Source organism: Achromobacter sp. GW823-FHT04E03 (genome assembly GCF_058796095.1).
Map to the genome: position 1 here is coordinate 1,099,126 of NZ_JBXAIJ010000002.1, position 22,707 is coordinate 1,121,832.

Annotated in this window: 21 protein-coding genes and 1 tRNA gene; 7 read left to right on the top strand and 15 right to left on the bottom strand. The window is 65.4% G+C overall.

Going from position 1 to position 22,707, the window contains the following annotated elements; all coding sequences use genetic code 11:
- Positions 1-27: 27 nt before the first annotated feature.
- The 4 genes from AC1RHV_RS16435 to AC1RHV_RS16450 all read right to left on the bottom strand — a co-directional run bounded on the left by AC1RHV_RS16435 (position 28) and on the right by AC1RHV_RS16450 (position 4,702).
- On the bottom strand, positions 28-939 hold the full coding sequence (locus AC1RHV_RS16435; RefSeq protein WP_492301364.1) for a fumarylacetoacetate hydrolase family protein: 912 nt from the start codon (positions 937-939) through the stop codon (positions 28-30).
- A 47-nt stretch (positions 940-986) separates the two neighbouring features.
- Positions 987-1,970: a Bug family tripartite tricarboxylate transporter substrate binding protein gene (locus AC1RHV_RS16440; RefSeq protein WP_313387426.1), complete on the bottom strand. Its 984-nt coding sequence runs from the start codon at positions 1,968-1,970 to the stop codon at positions 987-989.
- Between the two features lie 107 nt (positions 1,971-2,077).
- On the bottom strand, positions 2,078-3,679 hold the full coding sequence (locus AC1RHV_RS16445) for a sensor domain-containing diguanylate cyclase (RefSeq protein WP_492301366.1): 1,602 nt from the start codon (positions 3,677-3,679) through the stop codon (positions 2,078-2,080).
- Between the two features lie 108 nt (positions 3,680-3,787).
- Positions 3,788-4,702, bottom strand: coding sequence for a LysR family transcriptional regulator (locus tag AC1RHV_RS16450; RefSeq protein ID WP_492301368.1), 915 nt, complete (start codon positions 4,700-4,702; stop codon positions 3,788-3,790).
- A 142-nt stretch (positions 4,703-4,844) separates the two neighbouring features.
- Here AC1RHV_RS16450 and AC1RHV_RS16455 point away from each other — a divergent pair, with 142 nt between their 5' ends.
- Both AC1RHV_RS16455 and AC1RHV_RS16460 read left to right on the top strand, forming a co-directional pair.
- Positions 4,845-5,864, top strand: a complete 1,020-nt coding sequence (locus tag AC1RHV_RS16455; protein ID WP_082400824.1) for a Bug family tripartite tricarboxylate transporter substrate binding protein — start codon at positions 4,845-4,847, stop codon at positions 5,862-5,864.
- A 66-nt stretch (positions 5,865-5,930) separates the two neighbouring features.
- Complete coding sequence (locus AC1RHV_RS16460; protein ID WP_119450414.1) at positions 5,931-7,535, top strand: gamma-glutamyltransferase family protein; 1,605 nt, start codon at positions 5,931-5,933, stop codon at positions 7,533-7,535.
- A gap of 160 nt (positions 7,536-7,695) precedes the next feature.
- On the opposite strand, the gene AC1RHV_RS16465 is transcribed toward AC1RHV_RS16460, so the two are convergent.
- Positions 7,696-8,382 carry a LytR/AlgR family response regulator transcription factor gene (locus AC1RHV_RS16465; RefSeq protein ID WP_119450413.1) on the bottom strand — a complete coding sequence of 229 codons (687 nt, stop codon included), beginning with the start codon at positions 8,380-8,382 and terminating at the stop codon, positions 7,696-7,698.
- Positions 8,383-8,495: 113 nt separating this feature from the next.
- On the opposite strand from AC1RHV_RS16465, the gene AC1RHV_RS16470 reads away from it, so the two are divergent.
- Positions 8,496-9,575 carry a sensor histidine kinase gene (locus tag AC1RHV_RS16470; RefSeq protein ID WP_054452137.1) on the top strand — a complete coding sequence of 360 codons (1,080 nt, stop codon included), beginning with the start codon at positions 8,496-8,498 and terminating at the stop codon, positions 9,573-9,575.
- A 10-nt stretch (positions 9,576-9,585) separates the two neighbouring features.
- On the opposite strand, the gene AC1RHV_RS16475 is transcribed toward AC1RHV_RS16470, so the two are convergent.
- The 6 genes from AC1RHV_RS16475 to AC1RHV_RS16500 are packed head-to-tail and all read right to left on the bottom strand — an operon-like array spanning position 9,586 to position 14,534.
- A complete protein-coding gene (locus tag AC1RHV_RS16475; RefSeq protein WP_054452136.1) occupies positions 9,586-10,005 on the bottom strand; it encodes an Lrp/AsnC family transcriptional regulator in 420 nt (139 codons plus the stop codon).
- A gap of 14 nt (positions 10,006-10,019) precedes the next feature.
- Positions 10,020-10,760, bottom strand: a complete 741-nt coding sequence (locus AC1RHV_RS16480; protein ID WP_119450412.1) for a maleate cis-trans isomerase family protein — start codon at positions 10,758-10,760, stop codon at positions 10,020-10,022.
- The gene (locus tag AC1RHV_RS16485) at positions 10,757-11,560 is read right to left on the bottom strand and encodes an ABC transporter ATP-binding protein (RefSeq protein ID WP_119450411.1); all 804 of its coding nucleotides are present in this window, start codon (positions 11,558-11,560) and stop codon (positions 10,757-10,759) included. The genes AC1RHV_RS16480 and AC1RHV_RS16485 overlap by 4 nt, the downstream gene beginning before the upstream one ends.
- 2 nt (positions 11,561-11,562) lie before the next feature.
- A complete protein-coding gene (locus AC1RHV_RS16490) occupies positions 11,563-12,540 on the bottom strand; it encodes an ABC transporter substrate-binding protein (RefSeq protein WP_054452133.1) in 978 nt (325 codons plus the stop codon).
- A gap of 23 nt (positions 12,541-12,563) precedes the next feature.
- Complete coding sequence (locus tag AC1RHV_RS16495; RefSeq protein ID WP_082400822.1) at positions 12,564-13,334, bottom strand: ABC transporter permease; 771 nt, start codon at positions 13,332-13,334, stop codon at positions 12,564-12,566.
- Between the two features lie 39 nt (positions 13,335-13,373).
- Positions 13,374-14,534: a M24 family metallopeptidase gene (locus AC1RHV_RS16500; protein ID WP_306651571.1), complete on the bottom strand. Its 1,161-nt coding sequence runs from the start codon at positions 14,532-14,534 to the stop codon at positions 13,374-13,376.
- 110 nt (positions 14,535-14,644) lie between these two features.
- Between AC1RHV_RS16500 and AC1RHV_RS16505 the strand changes: the two genes are divergently transcribed.
- Positions 14,645-15,529: a LysR family transcriptional regulator gene (locus AC1RHV_RS16505; protein WP_158598560.1), complete on the top strand. Its 885-nt coding sequence runs from the start codon at positions 14,645-14,647 to the stop codon at positions 15,527-15,529.
- Positions 15,530-15,555: 26 nt separating this feature from the next.
- On the opposite strand, the gene AC1RHV_RS16510 is transcribed toward AC1RHV_RS16505, so the two are convergent.
- Positions 15,556-15,630 (bottom strand) — tRNA-Cys (locus AC1RHV_RS16510).
- Between the two features lie 82 nt (positions 15,631-15,712).
- Between AC1RHV_RS16510 and AC1RHV_RS16515 the strand changes: the two genes are divergently transcribed.
- The gene (locus tag AC1RHV_RS16515) at positions 15,713-17,977 is read left to right on the top strand and encodes an Orn/Lys/Arg family decarboxylase (RefSeq protein WP_492301373.1); all 2,265 of its coding nucleotides are present in this window, start codon (positions 15,713-15,715) and stop codon (positions 17,975-17,977) included.
- A 95-nt stretch (positions 17,978-18,072) separates the two neighbouring features.
- Entirely contained in the window at positions 18,073-19,368 is a 1,296-nt protein-coding gene (ptsJ, locus tag AC1RHV_RS16520) for a MocR-like B6 salvage transcription factor PtsJ (protein WP_492301375.1), read from the top strand.
- A 12-nt stretch (positions 19,369-19,380) separates the two neighbouring features.
- Here the strand turns inward: ptsJ and asd are convergent, their stop codons facing one another.
- Entirely contained in the window at positions 19,381-20,226 is an 846-nt protein-coding gene (gene asd / locus AC1RHV_RS16525; protein WP_492301377.1) for an archaetidylserine decarboxylase, read from the bottom strand.
- Positions 20,227-20,345: 119 nt separating this feature from the next.
- Between asd and hisC the strand changes: the two genes are divergently transcribed.
- Complete coding sequence (gene hisC / locus AC1RHV_RS16530; RefSeq protein ID WP_492301379.1) at positions 20,346-21,428, top strand: histidinol-phosphate transaminase; 1,083 nt, start codon at positions 20,346-20,348, stop codon at positions 21,426-21,428.
- 23 nt (positions 21,429-21,451) lie between these two features.
- On the opposite strand, the gene AC1RHV_RS16535 is transcribed toward hisC, so the two are convergent.
- Positions 21,452-22,024 (bottom strand): redoxin domain-containing protein, encoded by a 573-nt coding sequence (locus AC1RHV_RS16535; protein ID WP_492301380.1) that lies wholly within the window; start codon positions 22,022-22,024, stop codon positions 21,452-21,454.
- Between the two features lie 61 nt (positions 22,025-22,085).
- Positions 22,086-22,631, bottom strand: a complete 546-nt coding sequence (locus AC1RHV_RS16540; RefSeq protein ID WP_175159855.1) for a carboxymuconolactone decarboxylase family protein — start codon at positions 22,629-22,631, stop codon at positions 22,086-22,088.
- Positions 22,632-22,707 lie beyond the last annotated feature (76 nt).

Genomic DNA, 22,707 nt, shown 5'->3' on the forward strand with positions numbered 1-22,707 from the left:
AAGGTGCGGCCGGGGCCGGCCAGGATGTCAGCGCGATGCCTGGATCTGTACCGCCAGCGTGCCGATGTCCTCGATCGTTGCGCTGATTTCGTCACCGATCTTGAGGAACGTGCCTTGTGGCGCGCCCACGCCGGCGGGCGTGCCCGTCAGTACTAGATCTCCGGGTTCCAGCGTCATGATGCGACTCAGGATTGCCAGCTGCTCACGGATGTCGAAGACCATGCCGCTGGTACGGGCGTTTTGCTTGATCTGGCCGTTGATGCTGAGCTTCAGACCCAGGTCCATGGGGTCGCGGATGAACGCCGCCGGTACCAGCCTGGGTCCGAGCGGGCAGCTGGTGTCATGCGCCTTGCCGGCCACCCAGTCCAGCTTGTAGAAGGTGTCGGGCGCCTTGTTGAGGTCGCGCGCCGACATGTCGACCGCGACGGTGTACGCCGCCACGTGGTCCAGCGCATTTTCCGGCAGCACATTCCTGGCCGTCTTTCCTATCACCAGCGCCAGTTCGATCTCCCAGTCCAGGCGCTGGCAGCCTATGGGCATGTGTACCGTGGCACCCTCGCCGACCACGGCCTGGCGGGGCGGCTTGAAGAAAAAGAACAGGCGCTGTGCGGACTTGTCCTCGGCGTTCGGGACGTTCATTTCCGCCAGGTGGTCATGGTAGTTGGCCCCGGCGCAAAGCACCTTGCCCGGATACTGCAGCGGAGCCATGTGGCGCACCGGTCCGGAGACCTCATGGCCGTCGAGCGCGGAGCGGCGGGCGGCTGCCTGCTCAAGCAGCGCCAGCGAGCGCGGCCAGTCTTCGAAGAGATCGCGGACGGAGGTATCCAGGGCGGGCTGGTCCAACACCTGGGCACAGGTGGCCAGCGGATAATTCCGCCCTTCGATTTCCAGGCAGGCAACGGGACGAGAGGCGATGTCGAGGGTGGTCAATGCGAACATGGGACTTGATCCAGTGAGATCAGAAAATGGGTGGCGGGCGGCGTAGCTCAATCGATCACGAAGCCGGACTGGGCCACGGTATCGCGCCACTGCTCGAGCTGCTGGCGCGCCAGCGCGTCGACCGCCTGCGGTGTGCCGCCGGCCGGCCGCATGCCCAGCTCGGAAAGACGCTTGGCGACGTCGGGAAGGGCGAGGATGTCGTTTACCGCCGAATTCAGCTTGCGGATGGCTGGCTCTGGGGTGCCGGCCGGTGCATACAGCCCAGCCCAGCCCGAGGTCTCGAGTTCGCCCAGCCCGAGTTCGCGCATGGTCGGCGTTTGCGGCAGCGCCGGTTCGCGTTGAGCGCTGAAGGTCGCCAGAACGCGCAACTTGCCAGCCTGCGCCAGCGGGACCACTTCGCCCGCATCCATAACGATGGCATTGATGTGTCCGCCCAGGAGCGCGGTGACGGCGTCCTTGCCGCCCTTGAACGCGATGTGCTCCAGCGGCGTACCTAGGCGCCTGGCCAGTGAAACGCCCAGGAAATGCTGCAGGCTGCCGGTGCCGGATGTACCGTAGAACGCCTTGTCCGGATTCTGCCTGGCCCAGGTCTGGAACTCGTTGAACGAGGTGACGGGGCTATCGGCCGCGACGGCGAGCACGATGTCCCAGCTCACCAGCTGCGTCACCGGCTTAAGGTCGGCGAAGGGATCGTAATTGAGCTGTCGGAACAGGTGCGGGTAGAGGAAGATGGCCACGCCCGGCGCCACCAGCAAGCTGCTTCCGTCGGGCGCGGCGCCCTTGACCGCCTGAATGGCAATGCGCGTCTGCGCGCCGGGGCGGTTCTCCACCACCACGGGCCGCTCCAGATGATTGGGAAGCTTCTCCGCCACGATCCTGGCCACGGTATCGAACGATCCGCCGGCCGGCAAGCCGACGACCAGCTTTGCCGGCTGCTGCGCGTGGCCGGAGGCCGCCATGAACAGGCCGGCCAATGCCAGGTACTTGAGTCGGGTGAGAACGGAGGTCCCGCCGGGAACGGCTGTCTTCATCTTGTCTCCACGGTCTTTTTATTTGAGTTGACCCTGGCGAGGATTGTAGGCGGGTGGTGAAAACCGTCTAATGAAGATTAGTCATCGGGTGAAAACTAGATGGAATTTCAAATCTTGGCATTGGCGCTATCGGCTTCCCTGACAGACCAGACCTCCACCCGATCACGTCCCGCATTCTTCGCCCGGTACAAGGCCTCATCCGCCTTCGCCATGACCTTGTCGATGTCGGCATCATCCGACGGCCACAGCGCGATGCCGATGGACACCGTGACACGCCCCACCGCTTGCGGCATGGCATGGCTTGCCGTCGCAGCCCGGATGCGTCCGGCGACCATCTCCGCCGTGTCACGCGAGGCGTTGGGCATCACGATCAGGAACTCTTCGCCGCCGACGCGGCACGGCGCGTCTTCCCCTCGCACACAGGTCTTGAGGATGGCGGCCAGCGCGATCAGCACCTGATCGCCGGCCGCGTGCCCGTAGGTGTCGTTCACGCGCTTGAAGTGGTCCAGGTCCAGCGCGAGCGCCGCGAAAGGCTGCTGGGTCTGGCGCAGGGTGGCGATCTGCAGCGCCAGGCCCCTGCGGTTGAAGAGGCCCGTCATCGGATCGGTGATGGTGTCCGTGTTCAGCTTGTCGAGCCGCCGGGTTTGGGAGCTCTGGCTCATCGTCACGGCGTTCCGCAGGCGGGCAGCTTCGTAGTACCAGCCCTTGACCCTGTCCAGATCTCCAGCGGATGCGCCGGGCTGGTCCCGTTCGATGATCTGCGCCAGTTCCTCCAACGGCCGCGAGATCCAGCGGCCCAACAGATAGATGACCAGGAACATGATCAGCCCCACCGGCAAAGCGTAGAGCACGATCCTGTCGGTCAGGCTCCGCAGCGGGCGCAGCGTTTCGTCCAGCGGGCGTTGCGCCACGACGCCCCATCCGCCGTTCTTGAGCGCGGCGTAGCCGGCCAGGAGGTGCGCGCCGCGGGTGTTGACCACGGGCATCGCACCCGTCTCGCCGCGCAGCACGGCTTCGACCACGGCGTTGCTTCTTTCGCTGGTGCCGATGCGATCCTTGTCCTTGTGGTAAATGATGGTGCCGTTGCCGTCGACGACATACAGGTAGGATCCGTCGCGGTAGAAGTGCTCGCCTACCAGTTTGTCGAACTCGTTGCCTTGCCGAAGGTGGATGGCCGTGAGAATCGTGCCGGCATAGTTGCCCTTGGCATCACGAAAAGGCTCGGAAAACGCCAGTATCAGCTGGCCCTCCATACCCACGTAGGGGGTCGATATCTGGCCCTTCAGATGTTGGGCGCCCGTCGCCAATTGTTGGCGCACCAGCGTCCTGCCTTCGAAGCCCGCGTCGGAGGGAGCGGTGGCGAGGATGGTGCCGCTACTGTCGGCGATGGCGGCCGTCATGACGCCGTCGCTCTGATGGACGAGGCGCGCGAGTTCGTCTTCCATGGCGGGTTTCGAACCCAGCAGGCCAGGCGCTCGCTCGGCTGACAGGAGCAATTGCCGCTGTATGGATTCGATGTAGATGTCGGTGACTTCCGCCAGCTTGACCGCATAGGCCCGGTTGGCCTCGAGGGTGTTGGCAATCAACTGCTCGCGCTGCACCAGGTAGGCCGCGTACAGGGTGTTGACGAAGGCGATGATTCCGCTCGCGAGCGCCAGCACGGTGACAAGGCGGCGCAGTTTCAGTCTGGGCATCGCGGCAGTGGTCAATGCGGAGCTCCTTCAATCATTCACTCTGACCATTGAATCGGGGCCTTCCGCGCCTGGCCGAGCCTGCGCGCGTGTAGAACTTCAGTTTTGCGGCAAGCCTGCGCCAAGTCAAGAATCGCGTGAACGGGCGCCTGTGGATAGCGCTTCGATCAGGTGCTCGATGAAAGCGGCCGTCGCTTCGGGCAACCGGGCGTGGCTGGCGGTCTGCACTTGCAGCGTGCGTTCGGCGAAGACGGCTTGCTGCAAGGACACGGCCACCAGCGCGCCGCTGCGCAGCGGTTCGGCGAGCGTGATCTCGCCGGCCAGCGTGACGGCATGGCCGGCCTCGACGATGGCGCGAATGACCGATGACGAGTTGCTCGAATAGGCGATGTCGAAAGGCGGCCCGCCGCCGCCCGCCGCCGAGTTGTCGAACAACAGGCGCACGGTGGTGCCCGAGTCGGTCAGCGCGATCGGGTAGCGGCGCAGGTCGTCCAAGGACACGCTGGCGCGTTTGGCGAGAGGATGGCCCGGGACCATGATGGCGCGAACGGGCGAGACGATTTCGTAGCGCACGGCGATGCCGTTGCCCGCGTTGAGGCTGAAGGCCAGGCCCACGTCGATGCTGTTGTCGCGCAGGCGCTGCGTCACGACGCCGGGCGAGCCGATGTGCACCTGGAACGCTACATCGGGATGCAGGGCGCGGTACGCGCCCAGGATGGGCGGCAGCACGTTGCGCGCCACGGCTTCGTTGGAGCCTATGCGGATGGTCGTCAGCTCCGCATGACGCAGGCTGCGGATATCGCGCAGCACGTGTTCGGCATCCATGGCGACGCGGCGCGCATAGTCGGCCAGCATTTCGCCGGCCCGCGTCAGCTCCATGCCATGCGGGCGCCGTTCAAACAGGGCCGCGCCGCAGTCATCCTCCAGTTTGGCGACCTGCCGGCTGATGGCGGAGGGCGCTACGTGGAGGCTCGTGGCCGCGTCCTTGATGCTGCCTGCGCGTACGACCTCGAGGAAATAGCGGTGCGCGGTGCTGAGCATGTCGTGATTCTCAAAATAGCAATTGGCATGCTAATTATTGATATTGATTGCCACAAAAGCAATTCATAGAATGGGCCGACCAGGGCCGCCAGGATACAAGGGCAACAGACCCGCCTACGGCGCTTCAACCAAGGGGAATCGCATGGCTAGTGTTGTATGTAAATCGGGCCGCGCCGCCGCGCGCCCGCAGGGACTCGGCATTCTGAAGCGCGCCTTTGCCGCGCTGGCGTTGTCGGCGGCTACCGGCGCGGGGGCGGCTGATTTTCCGCAGCGTTCGCTTCAGCTTATCCTGTCGTTTCCACCGGGCGGAGCGACGGACGTGCTCGCTCGCGAGCTCAGCCAGAAGCTGGGCGACACGCTGGGCCAGTCGGTGGTGGTGTTGAACCGCCCCGGCGCTGGCGGCTTGATCGGCATGCAGGCGGCGGCGCGTTCCGAAGCCGACGGCTACACGCTGTACATCTCGTCGGTGATGTCCAACTCCATTTACGAAGCGCTCAATGGCAAGCAGCAGGTGTCGCTGGACGGCGACTTCGATGCGGTGGGCGCGATCGCCAGCGCCCCGCACATCCTGGTCACCCCCGCGACGCTGGGCATCAAGGACTATGCCAGCCTGGTGGCCTATCTGAAGGCAGCGCCGGGCAAGTACAACTACGCGTCGATGGGCGCGGGCACCCTGTCCAACCTGGAGGGCGAGATCTTCAAGGAGCAGGCGGGCGTGGACGCATTGCAGATCCCGTACAAGGGCAGCAGCCAGGCCTTGCCCGAAGTCATCTCGGGCGCGTCGGTCTTCATGTTCGACAGCGTGACCAGCTCGCTGCCGCATAAACAGGGCGGCCGCATCGACGTGCTGGGCGTGGCCTCGGCCAAGCGTCTGCCGGTCATGCCTGACGTACCCACGCTCAAGGAGCTGGGCGTGCAGGGCCTGGAGGCGGAGAACCTGTTCGCGTTGATGGCGCCCAAGGGAACGCCCAAGGACCGCCTGGACATCGTGGCCCGCGCGCTGGCCAAGGCGCAGGGCGACGCGGGATTCCGCAAGGCCATCGAGGCGCAGGGCTTCCAGATCAGCGAGATTCCGGCTCAGACCCTGCCCAAGTTCATCCTGGACCAGCAGGCGTTCTGGCGCGACAAGGTCAAGGCCCTGAACATTACTGCGGGCAAATAGCGGCCGTCCCGGCTTTCTTGCTGGCCGCCCGCGGGCGGCCAGCTCCTAATTTCCGACCCGACTCCCATGCCCATTCCGAACGATCCCTTCTGGCAGCTTCCTTATGCATCGCAACGCATGCCCCTGCTTGCGGACAACGTGGTCAGCACGTCGCAGCCACTGGCCAGCGCTGCCGGCCTGCAGATGTACGCGCGGGGCGGCAACGCGATCGACGCGGCACTCGCCACTGCCATTGCGCTGACCGTCGTGGAGCCATGCATGAACGGGATCGGCGGCGACATGTTCGCCATCGTCTGGCATGGCGGGCGCCTGCATGGGCTGAATGCGTCGGGGCGCGCGCCGGCCGCCTGGGAAACGGCCAGGTTCGCGCATCTGGATGGCATGGACCCGATAGGCTGGGGCAGCGTGACGGTACCCGGTGTCGTGTCGGGTTGGCGCGCGATCTGGGAGAAATTCGGTTCGCTGCCGTTCGAGGACTTGTTCGAGCCCGCCATACGCTATGCGCGGGACGGCTATCTGGTTTCGCCCACGGTGCATCGCCAGTGGCAGAAGCAGGTGCCGCGCCTGAGCGGGCAGCCGGGCTTTGCCGAGTCCTTTGCGCCCGGGGGCCGCGCGCCCTTGCCCGGCGAGCGCTTCTCCAGCCCTGGCCAGGCCGCCACGCTGGAGAGTATCGCCCGCAGCAAGGGCGAGAGCTTCTACCGCGGCGAGCTGGCCGCCGCGATAGCCGCCCACGCGCGCAATACGGGCGGCTATATCACCGAGGCCGACATGGCGGGCCATGCGGCTGACTGGGTGGAGCCGATAGGCATGCGCTACCGCGACCTGGAGCTCTACGAGATTGGTCCCAATGGCCAGGGCATCGGCGCATTGATGGCCTTGGGCATGCTGGAACGTTTCGACCTGGCGGATTGCGGGCGCGACAGCGGCCGCGCGCTGCATCTGCAGATCGAGGCCATGCGCCTGGCGTTCGCGGACCTGTACGAACATGTGGGCGATCCGGCCCACATGCAGGTGTCGAGCGCGCAGTTGCTGGAACCCGCCTATCTGGCGGAACGGGCAAAGCTCATCGATCCGGATCGCGCGGGCGAACCCCGGGCCGGCAATCCGCACAGCGGCGGGACGGTGTATCTGACCGCGGCAGACCGGCACGGCACCATGGTGTCGTTCATCCAATCCAACTTCAAGGGATTTGGTTCCGGCGTGGTGGTGCCGGGAACGGGTATCGCCATGCAGAACCGGGGCTGGGGCTTTTCAACGAAGGCCGGGCATCCCAATGTGGTGGCGCCAGGCAAGCGGCCGTTCCACACCATCATTCCAGGCTTCCTGATGAAGGGCGGGCAGCCTTTGATGAGCTTTGGCGTCATGGGCGGCTCCATGCAGGCGCAGGGCCATCTTCAAGTGACGAGCCGGCTGGCCGACTTCGGCCAGAATCCCCAGGCAGCGAGCGACGCGCCACGCTGGCGCATCAAGGATGACAACGTGGGCGTGGCGGTGGAGTGGAACGTCCCGCCGGATGCTGTCGAGCATCTGCGCGCATGCGGCCACAAGGTCGATGTGGCGCCGCGCTTTGATCTGGAGTTCGGCAGTGCGCAGATGGCCTACCGGCTGGAGCAGGGAGGCTATCTGGCGGCGTCGGATCATCGCAAGGACGGCTACCCCATAGGCTATTGACGCCGTCTTCCTGGGGCATGTTTGGTCGAGGAAAATCCCCGTTTCGTCGAAAACTGCGTGATGTCTCGTGGCCGGCCGATGACAATCGGCACATTTCCGGCCCGAACCGATGCGGCAACGGTCCTATCCCGACGCTGGCCACAATGGCCGACCCGTCGCGTCAGCGCTGCGCCACCGCGCGCCGCAGGCGCTGCGACGCGACCCGTCCCAGCACCACGGGCGCAACGCCGTTGTTGAACGCGACCTCGGTCTGCGCGCCGGGCAGCTGCGACAGGTGGGAGACATGTTCCAGATTCATGATGACCGACCGCGACAAGGCGCAGAAGGGCGGACTGGGCAGCTGGGCCGCCAGGCGCTTGAAGGTGATGTGCATCAGCTCGTTGGCGTGCGCGGCGCTGCAAAGCATCACGTAGTCGCCTTGCGCCTGCGCCATGGTCAGTTCATGGATCTTGATGATCTTGGTGCCGTTGCGCGTTCGCAGCGTCAGGTGGCCGCCAGCGCGCGGGCGCAGCCGCGCCAGCGCCTGTTCAAGCCGGCCCGGACGCACGGGCTTGAGCAGGTAGTCGACGGCCTGTACGTCGAAGGCGCGGGCGGCGTAGTCGCTGTGCGCGGTGACGAAGACGACGGCGGGTGGGACTTCCAGCTGGTCCAGCAGGTCGAAACCCGTGGCGGCAGTGAGTTCGATGTCCAGGAACAGGGCATCCGGACGATGCTCGCGGATCAGCGTTCGCGCCAATTCCAGGCTGTCGGCTTCGCCCGCGACATGGACGTCGGGCGAGGCTTCGAGCAGCCGGCGCAGGTAGCGCCGCGCCGGGGCTTCATCGTCGATGACAAGCACACGCAGCATTTTACTCCCTGGCGCCATGGTGTGGCGGGTATAGTCGTCCGGTCTGGCACGCGGGTAAATATAAGGCCTATGCAGTTTCCAGAGAACCCTTTGCCCGTCCGGAGGGCGCATCCATGAAGTTCGCATCGATCGGCCAGGGTTTGAGTCCAGGGGAGTCCTCGCTTGGCTTCTGGCGGGCGCAGACGCTGGGATGGCTCTTTCTCGCGATCGTGGGCTTCTTCATCCGGTTGGCGGTGTTCGGCAATGCCACCGCAGCCTTCTGGCTTACCGTGGCGCTGGAACCCCTGGCATTCGTCCTGACCAGCGGGGCGGCCGTGCTGCATGGCCGCCGTGCGGGCAAAGGCGATCCGCCCTTGCTGGTGCTGGTCTGCGCGGTGTTGTTCTGCCTGACCGCCTCGGCCTTGCTGGCGTCGATCGCCTATGGCATCCACAGCCTGTTTCTGCCTGGCGCAATCCGCGTGCTGCCGGGCAACCAGTACCGGCTGGGCTTTCTCTACTACATGGGCATGCTCTCGATCTGGACGCTGATCTATTTCGGCGTCTCGGCCGAGCTGAACGCACGCAGCGAGCGCCTGTCCAAGATGAAGGCGGAGACGCGCTCCTTGAGGCTGGAGCTTGAGCATCTGCAGCTGCAGATCGAGCCGCACTTCCTGTTCAACTCGCTGAACACCATCGTGGCCGAGATCGCCGATCGGCCTGCCATCGCAGAGGAAATGACGCGCAGCCTGGCCGAGTACCTGCGCTATTCGCTGGACCGGCGCGGACGAGGCTTGTCCAGGCTGGAGGAGGAGATCGAGGCCGCCGAAGCCTATGTGCGCATCCAGGCGCTGCGCTTTGACAAGCGGCTTGAATTGCGCAGCCAGATCGATCCGGCCACGCTACGGATCAGTGTTCCGCGCATGACGCTGCAGGGACTGGTGGAAAACGCGATCAAGCACGGCATGCGTTCGGAACACGCGCATTTCCCGATCAGCATACGCACGCGTTTGCAGGGCGATGAACTGCTCATCGAAGTGGACAATCCCGGCCGGCTGCACGCGCCCTTCGATCTGGCCAGCGGCGGGGGCGGACTAGGGAATCTGTGCAGGCGGTTGACGCTGAGGTATCCGGACAGGCATCAGTTCGTGCTGGAGCAGCGCGGGGAAAGAACCGTCGCGCAGATAAGGCTGCGGGGCGAGCCGCTGCCGGCCTAGCGCGCCGGTTTCAGCGGTACGTCGCGAGCAGGATGCTGGTTTCGGTGGCCGCGATGCCCTTGATCAGGCGCACGCGTTCCAGCACCTTGGACAGATCTGCAGTGGAATCTGCGCGTATTTCGGCCAGCAAGTCCCAACGGCCGTTGGTGTCGTGCAGCTGCTCGACGCTCGGCTCGCCCAGCAGGCTGGCCAGCACGGCGCGCGTCTGGTTGCCGTCGACGGTAATGCCCATCCAGGCGCGCAGGCCGTCCTGGTCGGAGTCAGGGCGCAGCTTGAGCGTATACCCGGCGATGAGCCCGTCCTCCTCCAGCTTGCGCAGGCGGTTGGAGACCGTGCCGCGCGACACGCCGGCCTTGCTGGCCAAAACGGAAAGCGGCGTGCGCGCGTCGCGCCGCAGAATGCCGATCAGTCGGGTATCGATTTCATCCATGACGGGTCCGGATTTCAATGTTCCCGGAACAGCCGGCCATAGCCGTCCATCCGGTCGTGGATCCCCGCCAGCCGCAGGCAATGCCACATGCTGGCCTGATTGCTGCCGATCACGGGCTTGCCCAGCCTGTCTTCCAGACGTCCGAGGATGGCGGTGGAGCGCAGCGCGCCGCAGCTGATGAAGACGGCGTCGGCATCGGGCCGGTCCACGGCACAGGCGAATTCGTACAGATAGTCGGGCGAGACCCGGTTCATGGTTTCGTCGTCGGGCAGGGCCAGGCCCTGCAGCGAGACGACTTCGTGGCCGATGCTTTCGAAGTAAGCGCGCTCCAGTTCGTTGACGGCATCGTCATAGGCGGTGGCAACCGCCAGGCGGCGCGCGCCGACCGCGTCCAGCGCCTGCGTGACGCCGTCCAGCAGCGTGGCCACGGCCGCGCCGGGGCGGGCCTGCGCGAGCAGCGCTCGTACCTTGTCGTTGCCGATCACGAAGCTGCCCGCGGTGCAGTTGTAGCAGACCACGTCGATATCGCGACGCCCTGGCGCCAGGCCGTCCAGGGCCTGAAGCAGTCCGCCCTCCATGCCGGCCAGGCTTTGCACGGTGCAGGCCGTTGCCATGGGCACGCGGGCAAAGCTCAGGCCCACGCCGTCGGGAGCCATGGCGTGCATTTCGCCCTCGGTCAGGCCGGCATTGGCCACGCACAGGAAAGCCAGGCGGGCCCGGGGGTAGGGGCCGGCGTCGTAGCGGACGGGATTCATTCCGTCATCCCCGCGGCGTCGAAGCACTCGCGTATGACCGTGGCCGCCTTGACGAAGTTGGGGTGCCCGACCATGGCGTAGTTGCGCGGACGCGGCAGATCGATGTCGACGGTCAGCGCCACGCGGCCCGGCCGCTTGCTCATCACCACCACGCGGTCGGACAGGAACACCGCTTCGGAGATGCTGTGGGTAATGAACATGACGGTCTTCTTGCTTTCCAGCCATACCCGTTGCAGCTCCAGGTTCATGGCTTCGCGCGTCATCGCGTCCAGGGCGCCGAAGGGTTCGTCCATCAGCAGGATGTCGGGGTCGTGGATCAGCGCGCGGCACAGCGCCACGCGTTGCTGCATGCCGCCGGACAATTGGTGCGGCAGGCATTTTTCAAAACCTTCCAGTCCGCTCAGCTTGATCAGTTCTCGCAGCCGGGCCTCATGACGCGCCGCGGGCAGTTTGCGCATCTCCAGCTGCAGCGAGATGTTCCCGACGACGTCGCGCCATGGCAGGAGCGCCGCACGCTGGAACACGATCCCCACGTTGGCGCCCGGCTCGGTCACGCGCTCGCCAAGCACGCGGATCTCGCCGGCGGTGGGCGGCGTCAGGCCGGCGACCGCCCGCATCAAGGTGCTCTTGCCGCAGCCGGAGGGGCCGAGCACGGAGAGGAACTGGCCTTCGGGTATGGCAAGGTCGATGCCGTCGACCGCGACATAGGAGCCAAAGCGCTGGACCATGCCGCGGATGTCGATCGCGGTATCGGGCGCGCCCGCTGCGGGAGCGAGCGTCAAGGCTGCGTGCTGTGCCATATCTAGTCCCTGTTGTAGTCGTTGGTGTAGAGCGTGCTGGTCGGGACCGGGCTGGCGATCTGATTCGATTGCACGAACTGGTCGACCATGGCCTGCCAGTCCTTCTCCGCAGAGACGCCGAACGGCAATCCCTTGGTGTTGGGCGTGCCGGCGGCCTGCAGCGAAAGCTGCAGCTGGCGCACCAGTTGCTCGCGATTGCGCGCCTGTTCCGGACGTTGGCGCACCAGGGCGTCGACCGAGGCGGCCGGGTCGGCCAGGGCCGCCTCGTAGGCCTTGCGCGTGGCGCGCAGGAAGCGCCGAGCCGTTTCGGGATTGGCCTCCAGCCATTTGGTATTGGCCGCCAGCCCGCCTTCCAGCGCGTTGACGCCGAAGTCGGCATAGAAAAAGTAATGCACCTTTGCGCCCTGCGCTTCCAGCGGCGGGATATGGAAGTAGGTGACGCCCGTGATGGCGTCCGCGCGGCGTTGCAGGAACAGGGCGGTCTTGGTGCCCACGGCGGGCGCGATGACATTGATCTTCTTCTGGTCCACGCCGTTCAGGGCGGCCAGCACTGGGAACATCTGAGCCGTCGACTCGGATGCGCTCATGCCCAGCACCTTGCCTTCCAGGTCCTTGGGCGCGCGCACCGGAGCGTCCGCGTGGCTGATGATGACCATGGGAGAGCGTTGGTGCACGGCGAAGACGGCCTTCAGCGGCATGCCTGCGGCGACGCCCTTGAGCATGGTGCCGTAGTCCATGAAGCCGATGGGATCGATGCCCTGCGCCACCAGTTTCGCGGTGTTGCTGGAGCCGCTGCCTTCGCCGATGCTCAGGTCTATGCCTTCGGCCTTGTAGAGGCCTTTGTCTATGCCGTAGTACAGCGGCGCGTGCGTGCCGTAGATGCTGTAGTCCAGGCGCAGGCTCAGCTTCTCCTGCGCGCCGGCCGCGCCTGCGGCCAGCAGGCAAGCCAGGGTCCAGCCAAGTCGAGTCGTGAATTTCATGATGGAGTCTCCGGAGGGCGGGGTCAGACAGAGGGCAGGGCGTCGCTGCGCACGCTGATGTGCCAGGGAATCAGGAATCGTTCGGAAAACTCGACCAGGTAGTAGAAGACCAGGCCGATGAGCATGAGCGCGACCAGCACCGCGAACAGCAACGTCGTGTCTAGGTTGGCGTTGGCGGACAGCAGCACGTAGCCCAGGCCGCTTTCGGCGCCCACCCATTCCCCCACCACCGCGCCGACCGTGGCGAAAGCAATGGCGACCTTCAGGCCGGAGAAGATCTGCGGCAACGCATACGGCAGCCGGATGCGCAGAAAGGTCCGCAGGGCGCCCGCCCGCATCGAGCGGGCCAGGTCGTTGAGGTCCGCGTCCACGGAACGCATGCCCGCCACCGTGCTGACCACGATGGGGAAGAAGGCCACCGAGAATGCGATCAGGATCTTGGGAAACAGGCCCAGGCCGAACCAGATGATGATGAGCGGCGCGACCGCTACCTTGGGAAACGCCTGCGACACCACCAGCAGCGGCATGATGGCGCGCTCCAGCGGACGCGACCACACCAGCAGGATGCCCAGCGGTATGCCGACGGCGATGCTCAGCAGGAAGCCGCCCAGCGTCTCGACGGACGTGACCCAGGAGTGATGTCCCAGGAACGCCGAGTCGGTCCACAGCCGTTCGAGCACGCTTAGCGGCGGCGGCAACAGGTAGGCTGGCAGGCCGAACAGCGGTATCGCGAAATGCCACAGAAGCAGCACTCCCATGACCGCGATGGTTGGATACATCCAGTTCTTCAACACGGCAATTCCCCTTGTATGTTGTTGGAGCCGGTCTTGTTGTCAGACGTCGATTTCGATCAGCTCGCGCGGATAGCGGGTGAGCACTTCGCAGCCGTCCTCGGAGACGGCCACGCTTTCGCTGGCCATGAAGCCGCCTTCGGGCATGAAGAGGGAAGGCACCAGGTGAAAGGTCATGCCGGGTTCAAGCACCGTGGGGTCGTCCGGACGCAGCGCGAGGAAGCGGCCCTCGGCCCAGTTGGGCGGAAAGCCGATGCCTATGCCGTAGGCCGTGCGGTGATCGAAGTAATGCCCCAGCCCGGCCCGGTCGAAGACCGCGCGGCAGGCCTGGTCCACCTGGGCGGAAGTGACGCCGGGGCGGATGGCGTCGATGGCGGCGTCCAGCGCGGCGATGACGGTGCCGGCCAGGAAGCGCTGCCGCTCGGTGGCGCGGCCGACCACGCAATTGCGCGAGATCATGGCGTGATAGCGGTTGATGTTGGCCGCGGCCTCCAGGAACACCAGGTCGCCCCGCTTGAGCTCCCGGCGCTGCCAGGTGGTGAAGCAGACGCCGCTGGCGCGCCCCACGGCCACCAGCGGCACGCGGGTGTATTCGCTGCCCGCCTTGGTGGCGCCGTGCAGCATGGCGGCGGCGAGATCGTTTTCGGTGGCGCCGACTGCGATCGCGCGCACTGCGGCGTCGATGCCGGCGACCGCCGCGTGCGCGGCCTGGCGCATGAAGCCCAGCTGCGCCGGGGTCTTGATCTTGCGCGCCTCTTCCATCGGGCCTTGCCAGTCGGCCAGCCGTGGGCCCAGGCGGGCTTGCAGCTGCTTGTAGGCGGCCACGCTGAGGTAGCCAGAAGCCGTTTCCAGGCCAATGAGGCCGCTGGGCAGGATGTCCTTCAGGTAGCTCGCCAATACATCGACCGGGTCGCTGATGTCATCGATGGCGACAAAGCGTGCGATGTTGCGGTTGCCGGTCGCCACGGCGTGGTTGACCTGGCGCGAGACCATGGCGATGCCGCCGTCGGGCGAGACCACCAGGCACTGGAAGGTGAAGTAGCCAATGGAACGGTAGCCGGTCAGCCAGTAGATATTCTCGGGGTCGAACAGGATGGCGGCTGACAGGCCCTGAGCCTGGATGTCCTGTGCCAGCAGCGAGAGGTTCGCGGCATAGGTTTCCGGGCCGAACGGCAATTCCATGGTTGCGTAGTTTTCCGACACGATGGGTCCTGGGTGAAAGTCGAGCGTTCATCCTAGGAACAATCTGCATAACTGCCTAATACCAATAATTGCCATCTCTATAGCTAAATAGTTATAGTCGGCGCATGAACGTGCGAGAGATAGAAATCTTCAGGGCGGTGATGCGCGAAGGCTCGGTATCCCGGGCGGCGCAGGTGCTGCTGATTTCACAGCCTGCCGCCAGCAAGTACATCGCCCAGCTGGAGCGCCGCGTGGGCGTGGCGCTATTCGTGCGCAAGGGAGGGCGTCTGCTGCCCACGCCCGAAGGCAGGGCGCTTTATGGCCAGGTCGACCGGCTGTTCTCCGGCCTTTCGCAACTGGATAGCTTCATCAAGGACCTGGGCAGCGAAAAGCAAGGCCACCTGACCGTGGCGTCCTTGCCCTTGCTGTCCTTGACCGTCATGCCGGACGTGCTGGCCAGTTTCATGGCGGACCGGCCCAATATCTCCGTGGCTTTGCAGACGCGCAGTTCGGCGCGCATCGTCGAATGGGTGGCAGCGCGCCAGGTGGATATGGGGGTGTGCTTCTACGGGGGGCAGCACCCGGGCGTGGTGGCCGAGCCACTGGTGAGCCTGCAGCTATATTGCGCCATTCCTCCCGGCGACCCGCTGGAAAAGTTCGACACCATCCGTGTGGAACAACTGGCCGGCCGCGACCTCATCATCTACGACAACCTGGACCACACCCGCTTCTGGCTGGAAGCGCTGCTGGAGCAGCAGAAGGTCTACGCGCGGCGTCGCGTGCAGGTGTTCTGGACCTCGGTGGCGATGGAACTGGTGATGCGTGGCGTGGGCATCGCGCTGGTAGACCGGCTGACCGCCGCGCGCATCCCGGGCGGGCTGGATCAGCTGCGGCCGCTGGAGCCGGGCGCCTCGTTTGATCTCAGCCTGGTATGGCCAGAGCATTGGCCGTCGTCGGTCATCGCGCTTTCATTCGCTGACGCGTTGCGCGAACATCTGCGCGACCACGCAACCTAGCGCACCGCGCCCGCGGCCAGGAAAACTGGAGGCGCGGGCTGGAATCGAACCAACCTTCGCGGATTTGCAATCCTGCTGCATAGCCACTCTGCCACCGCGCCGTTTATTTTGTCCTAGGACAGATATAATTATGTTCGAGTACAAACTAAAACGCAAGCGGCAACCCATAGACAGAGGACAGCAATGCAGTTCCAGTTTCCCATCGTCATCATCGACGAGGACTTCCGCTCGGAAAACACGTCCGGCCTGAGCATCCGGGTATTGGCCGAGGCCATCAAGGCCGAAGGCTTCGATGTGCTGGGAACGACCAGCTACGGCGATCTCAGCCTGTTCGCGCAGCAGCAAAGCCGCGCCAGCGCCTTTATCCTGTCCATCGACGACGAGGAACTCGCGCACGGCGAGGGCGTCGCGCCCGCGCTGCTGGCATTGCGGGAATTCATCAGTGAAGTTCGGCGGCGCAATGCCGACGTGCCGATCTATGTGAACGGCGAAACCAAGACCGCGCGGCACATTCCGAACGACATCCTGCGCGAACTCCAGGGTGTTATCCATATGTACGAGGACACGCCCGAATTCGTGGCGCGACACTTGATCCGCGAGGCCCGGGCCTATCTGGAGGGCGTCAAGCCACCGTTCCTGAAGGCGTTGCTGGACTACGCCGAGGACGGATCCTATTCCTGGCACTGCCCGGGCCATTCGGGCGGCGTGGCGTTCCTGAAGAGTCCCGTGGGTCAGATGTTCCATCAGTTCTTCGGCGAGAACATGTTGCGCGCGGACGTCTGCAACGCTGTGGAGGAGCTGGGGCAACTGCTGGATCACAACGGCGCCATCGGCGCGAGCGAGCGCAACGCCGCGCGCATTTTCAATGCGGACCACTGCTATTTCGTGACGAACGGCACCAGCACCAGCAACAAGATCGTGTGGCACCACATGGTGGCGCCGGGCGATGTGGTGCTGGTGGACCGCAACTGCCACAAGTCCATCCTGCACAGCATCGTCATGACGGGAGCGATACCCGTCTTTCTACGCCCGACACGCAACCATTTCGGCATCATCGGCCCGATTCCGCGCAGCGAGTTCGATATCCAGACCATCCGGGAGAAGATCCGCGCCCATCCGCTGCTCAAGCACCTGGACGCCGACGCGGTCCGCCCGCGGGTGATGGCGCTGACGCAGTCGACCTACGACGGCATCATCTACCAGACCGAGGAGATCAAGGCAGCGCTGGATGGCTACGTGGACGCCTTGCACTTTGACGAGGCCTGGATGCCGCACGCGGTGTTCCACCCGTTCTATGGCGCCTACCACTGCATGGGCAAGCAGCGCGCGCGGCCCAGGGAATCGCTGGTTTTCTCCACGCAATCGACGCACAAGCTGCTGGCCGGAATCAGCCAGGCCAGCCACGTGCTGGCGCAGGACTCCATGACGCGGCGGCTGGACCGGCATCTCTTCAACGAAGCCTATCTGATGCACACCAGTACCAGTCCCCAGTACGCCATCATCGCCAGCTGCGACGTGGCCGCGGCCATGATGGAGCCGCCCGGCGGCACGGTGCTGGTGGAGGAGAGCATCGCCGAGGCCCTGGACTTCCGGCGCGCGATGAAGGAGGTCGGCACGCATTTCGCCGATGGCGACTGGTGGTTCAAGGTCTGGGGACCGGAGACGCTGGCGCCAGAGGGCATAGGCTCGCCCGAGGACTGGATCATCCGCGGCGGCGACGGCGAGTCGTCCTGGCACGGATTCGGGGCGCTGGCGGACGGTTTCAACATGCTGGATCCGATCAAGTCCACCATCGTGACGCCAGGGCTGGATCTGGACGGCAACTTCGCGGACAGCGGCATTCCGGCCTCCATCGTCACCAAGTTCCTGGCGGAGCATGGCGTGATCGTGGAGAAGACCGGGCTGTACAGCTTCTTCATCATGTTCACGATAGGGATCACCAAGGGCCGCTGGAGTTCGCTCTTGACCGCGTTGCAGCAGTTCAAGGACGACTACGAACGCAACCAGCCCATGTGGCGGATCCTGCCGGAGTTCTGCCGCAAGCATCCTCGCTACGAAAACATGGGCTTGCGCGACCTGTGCCAGCATGTCCATGCGACCTATGCCAGGCATGACATCGCCCGGCTGACCACGGACATGTACCTGACTGACGTCACCCCCGCGATGAAGCCCTGCGATGCCTATGCCTGCATCGCCCAACGCCGCACCGAGAGGGTGGAGATCGACCATCTGGAAGGCCGCATCACCACCAGCCTGATCACGCCCTACCCCCCGGGCATACCGTTGCTGGTCCCGGGCGAGGCGTTCAACCGGACCATCGTCGATTACCTGAAGTTCTCGCGCGAGCTGAACCGCGAGTGTCCCGGGTTCGGCACGGACATCCATGGCTTCGTGGAGCTGCGCGACGCGGACGGAAACCTGCGCTACTACGTGGATTGCGTGCGGTAAGCCCGCTTTATGCGGACTGGAAATCCATGTCAAACTTACGCCGGGAGTCGGCGCGGCCGCTGCCCATGCCAGGAACGGAATTGTCTTAGGACGCTATGAAAATACAAGGAAAGACCGCCGCTGAGATCTTCGATTGCGTGCGCGGGCTGGCTCAGTCGGGCCAGTTGCCGCCGGGCCAGGCGTTGCCGCCGGTGCGCGATCTGGCGGTCGAACTGGATATCAACCGCAATACGGTCGCCGCCGCCTATAAGCGCTTGGTGACGGCCGGCATCGCGCTGACCCAGGGTCGCCTGGGCACCATCATCCGCGACCAGTCCGGACCGGGCGAACAGGAAGGCGCGCTATCGGACTCGCCATTGGCCGATCTGGCCAGCGGTAATCCCAATCCGGCCTGGCTGCCGGACCTGAGCGCGGCCCTCGCGATCCGGCCCTATCAGCCGCGGCTCTACGGCGAACCCACGGTCAACGCGGGGCTGGAAAGCTATGCCCGCGCCTGGTTCGCGCGGGACTGCCCGGCGCCTTTCGAGATCAACCTCACCCACGGGGCTGTGGACGCCATCGAACGGCTGCTCAGCTCGCACCTGGTGGCTGGGGATAAGGTGGCGGTCGAGAATCCCTGCTTCCTGAGCAGCATCAACATGCTGCGCATCGCCGGCCTGCAGGCGCTGGGCGTACCGGTCGACACCGAAGGCATGCAGGCGGCAGCCCTGGAAGCGGCGCTGGCCAAGGGCGCGCAGGCCGTGATCCTGACGCCGCGCGCCCACAACCCCACGGGCTGCAGCCTGAGCGAAAAACGGGCGAAGGCGTTGGCGCGGGTGCTGGCCAAGTATCCCCATGCCATGGTCATCGTGGACGACCACTACGCTTTGCTGTCGGCCAAGGAATACCACTCGGTGCTGCCTTCGGGCACGCAGCGGTGGGCGCTGGTGCGGTCTTTCTCCAAGACGCTGGGTCCCGACGTGCGCCTGGCCATGGTGGCCAGCGATACCGCGACGTCGCGCCAGCTTCGTTTGCGGCTGGCTTCCGGCACCAGCTGGGTCAGCCATCTGTTGCAGGACATGGTCGAGGTCACGCTGGGCCGGCCCGAGGTGGCCAAGCAGATGGCCCAGGCCCGCAAGGACTACGCCCAGCGGCGCAAGGCCTTGGAAGGCGCCTTGTCCGAGCAAGGCGTGCCATACGCCGCGGACGGCGACGGCCTGAACCTGTGGGTGCCGCTGGATACCGACGACCAGGCGGTCGCGCTGGCCCTGGCCCATCGCGGCTGGTTGGTGCGCCATGGAGATGCCTTCGGGGTCCAGGAGCCGGTCAGGGGCCTGCGCATCACCGTCTCTGCGATCGAACCCGGGCAGTGCCGCAAGCTGGCGCGGGATATCCGGGAAAGCATGGTCTAGCCACGGCCGGCGTCAACGCCGGTCGGCCATGGCTTGTCCCAATCTGACGGCGCGCCCTGTCTTCCAGCCGGGATGGAATCGCCAGGCGTTGCCCGGCATCAGCAACACCACGGTCGACCCCAACTGGAAATGTCCCATTTCGGCGCCTTGCGGCAAGCGCAAGGGGGCCTGGCCGCCGTAGTCCCATTGCTGGATACGCCGGCCCCGCGGCGCCACCTGGCCATGCCAGGCCGTGGCTATGCTGCCAACGATGGCGGCGCCTACCAGCACCATGGCGTAGACGCCATGGAGAGGATGCTCGAACCAGCAGACCAGCCGCTCATTGCGCGCCAGCAGGCCATCCATGTGCTGCACGATCTCCGGTCGGACGGAATACAGAGTCCCCGGCACATGGCGCATGCCCAGCAGGCGTCCCTCGCAGGGCATGTGCACCCGATGGTAATCGCGCGGACTGAGATAGATCGTGGTGAACCAGCCGCCTTCCAATGCGTGCGCCAGGTCCGCATCGGCCAGCAGTGAGGCCCCGCTGTACCGACGCTGCTTGGCCTGGATCATCTGCCCCAGGCTGATGCGGCCGGACTGGCTGACGATGCCGTCGGCAGGACTGGTCCAGTCCGCATCGGCCAGCTTGCGGGCGCCCGGGCGCAGGGCGCGCGTAAAGAAGGCATTGAAACTGTCATAGGCCCTGGGGTCGGCGTGCAGGGCTTCGGCGAGATCGATGCCGTACCACTTGGCATAGCCGCGTATCAGCGGCTGGGCCACCCATGGCTGGCGGCATGCGGCCAGCCAGCCGGCGCAACGTGTCAACCAGCGCCTGGGCGTAATGCGGTGGATAAACAGGGAAAGAGAGGTAGACATGACACTCGCGTTCGCTCGATGGCGGTTATTGTCCTGAATCATAGTGTAGTATGGCATAGGACAAAATTTACGATAAGAATGCCGTAGATCGATTACCGAGAGGCCGCAGCCGCAACAACATGGTTTCCCTACATAGCCCGCGCGTTGAAACCTTGTCGCCCTATGTGCCTGGAGAGCAGGCTCCCGGCAATGGATGGATCAAGCTCAACACCAACGAGAATCCCTATCCGCCGTCCCCCGCCGCGATAGCAGCCATCGCCGCTGCGGCTGCTGACGGTCTGGAGCGTTATCCGGACCCGCAGGCCGGGCATTTGCGCGAGGTCATCGCGCAGTATCACGGGGTGCCGGTAGCGCAGGTCTTTGCTGGCAACGGCTCCGACGAAGTGCTGGCGCTGGCGTTCTGCGCGTTCTTCCAGCACGGCGTCCAACCCTTGCTGATGGCGGATGTGACCTACGGCTTTTATGAGGTGTATTGCCGCCTGTTCGGCATACGCTGCGCGCAGATCTCCGTGGACGAGCGCTTGAGGCTGGACCTGGACGGATTCGCGGCGCTGGGCGCCGCGGATGCGGGCATAGCCGGCATCGTGATCGCCAACCCGAACGCGCCCACGGGAGAGTGCCTGCCGCTGGACCGCGTGCAGCGGCTGCTGGAGATCCAGCCTCGCCGGCTGGTGCTGGTGGACGAGGCCTACGTGGACTTCGGCGGGCGCTCCGCCATTGCGTTGGTCGAGCAGTATCCGAACCTGCTGGTGGTCCAGACGCTATCGAAGTCCAGGGCGTTGGCCGGCCTGCGCGTGGGGTTTGCAATCGGGCAGACGTCGTTGATCGCCACGCTGGAGCGGGTGAAGAACAGCTTCAACTCCTATCCGCTCGGGCGACTGGCCCAGGCAGGCGCTGCAGCGGCCTTTCAGGACCGCGCCTATTTCGACGAGACGCGGCAGGCCATCATCGGCACCCGTACCTTGCTCTGCGCGCATTTGCGCCTGATGGGCTTTGATGTCTTACCGTCACAGGCGAACTTCCTGTTTGTCCGTCATCCGCGCTTCGACGCGCGCTTGCTCGCCGCCGGCCTGCGAGACGCGAAAATACTGGTGCGCCATTTCGCGCGGCCACGCGTGGAGCAATACCTGCGCATTTCCGTGGGCACCGAGGAGCAGGCGGCCTGCCTGGTGCGCGCGCTGCGCGCCCTGGTTCAGCCATAGCGGCACGGGAGGGCCCGCGGCGTCTAGCGCGGACGCGGCGCGGGGCAGCTTAGCGCGTCGCACTCGTCGCGGGCGGGATCATCGGATGCGGCCGCGTGTGCCGCAGGAACATCGTTCTCCGCCAGCAGCCTCCCAATGGTTGCGCCCAGGGCCAGGTCGTCGATGCTGCCAAAGTGCTGCAGGCGCACGCGTCCCTGGCGGTCCAACAAGACCAGGCTGGGCGTGCCGCGCAAACCGTAGGCTTGCATGGTCATCGGGATGGCGCCCGTCGCCGCTGGCCGGTCTATGCCGATGGGAAAACTCCACCGGTACTCGTGATTGAAGGCCCGCAGCGCGGCGGGCCCCATGGCGTCGTGGTGTTCGAACACGGTGTGCAGGCCGATGACCGCGACCTCCTGGCCGCGGAACAGTCTGTGCACGCGTTCGGCCTGCGGCAACCCATGCGACAGGCACCCGGGGCATAGCATCTGGAACGCATGCAGCAGCACGACCTTGCCGCGCAGGGCGGCGAGTTCGATGGGACCGTCCGCATTCAGCCATTCGTCCGCCAGCAAGGGCGGGGGCAGTGCGTCGGCCAGGGTGTCTGATCGGGACATCTGAATGCTCCTCTGATGCGGCCGGCGGGGCGATGACGCCCCGCCGGCCGCTGTGGTCGTGCTATGCGGCGCGGCGCAGCTTCACGGCCGGGAAATCCACCGGCACGGCAAACGCCACGTTGACGTAGTTGGTGAACAGGTTGAGCGCGACGTGCGCCAGGATCTCGACGATCTCCTGGTCGCTGTAGCCAGCCGCGCGTACGGCCTGCACGTCGGCTTCGCTCACTTGCCCGCGCGCTTCCACCAGCTTGAGCGCAAAGCGCAGCGCCGCAGCTGTCTTGGGATCAGCGGCGTCGCCGCCTTGCGCGGCCGCCATTTCTTCGGCGCTGGCGCCTGCCTTGCGGCCCAGGGCCGTGTGGGCCGCAAGGCAGTACTCGCAAGCGTTGCGGTCGGCCACCGCCACCGCGATCTGTTCGCCCAGCTTGGCGGGAATGACCCCGCCGCCCAGCGCGCCGAAGGCGCCCCACATGCTCTGCAGCGCAGCCGGCGAATTGGCCACGGCCTTGAACATGTTCGGTGTTGCGCCAAAGGCGCCGTGGATCTGCGTGAGCAGCGCCTTGCGGTCCGCGCTGGCGCTGCTGGCATCGATAAGAGGAACTCGGGACATGTCGGTAACTCCTGGAAATGAAAAAAAGGCCGCCGATATCGAACGGGCTGGAGGAATCGTACGTAGAATGTCTGGA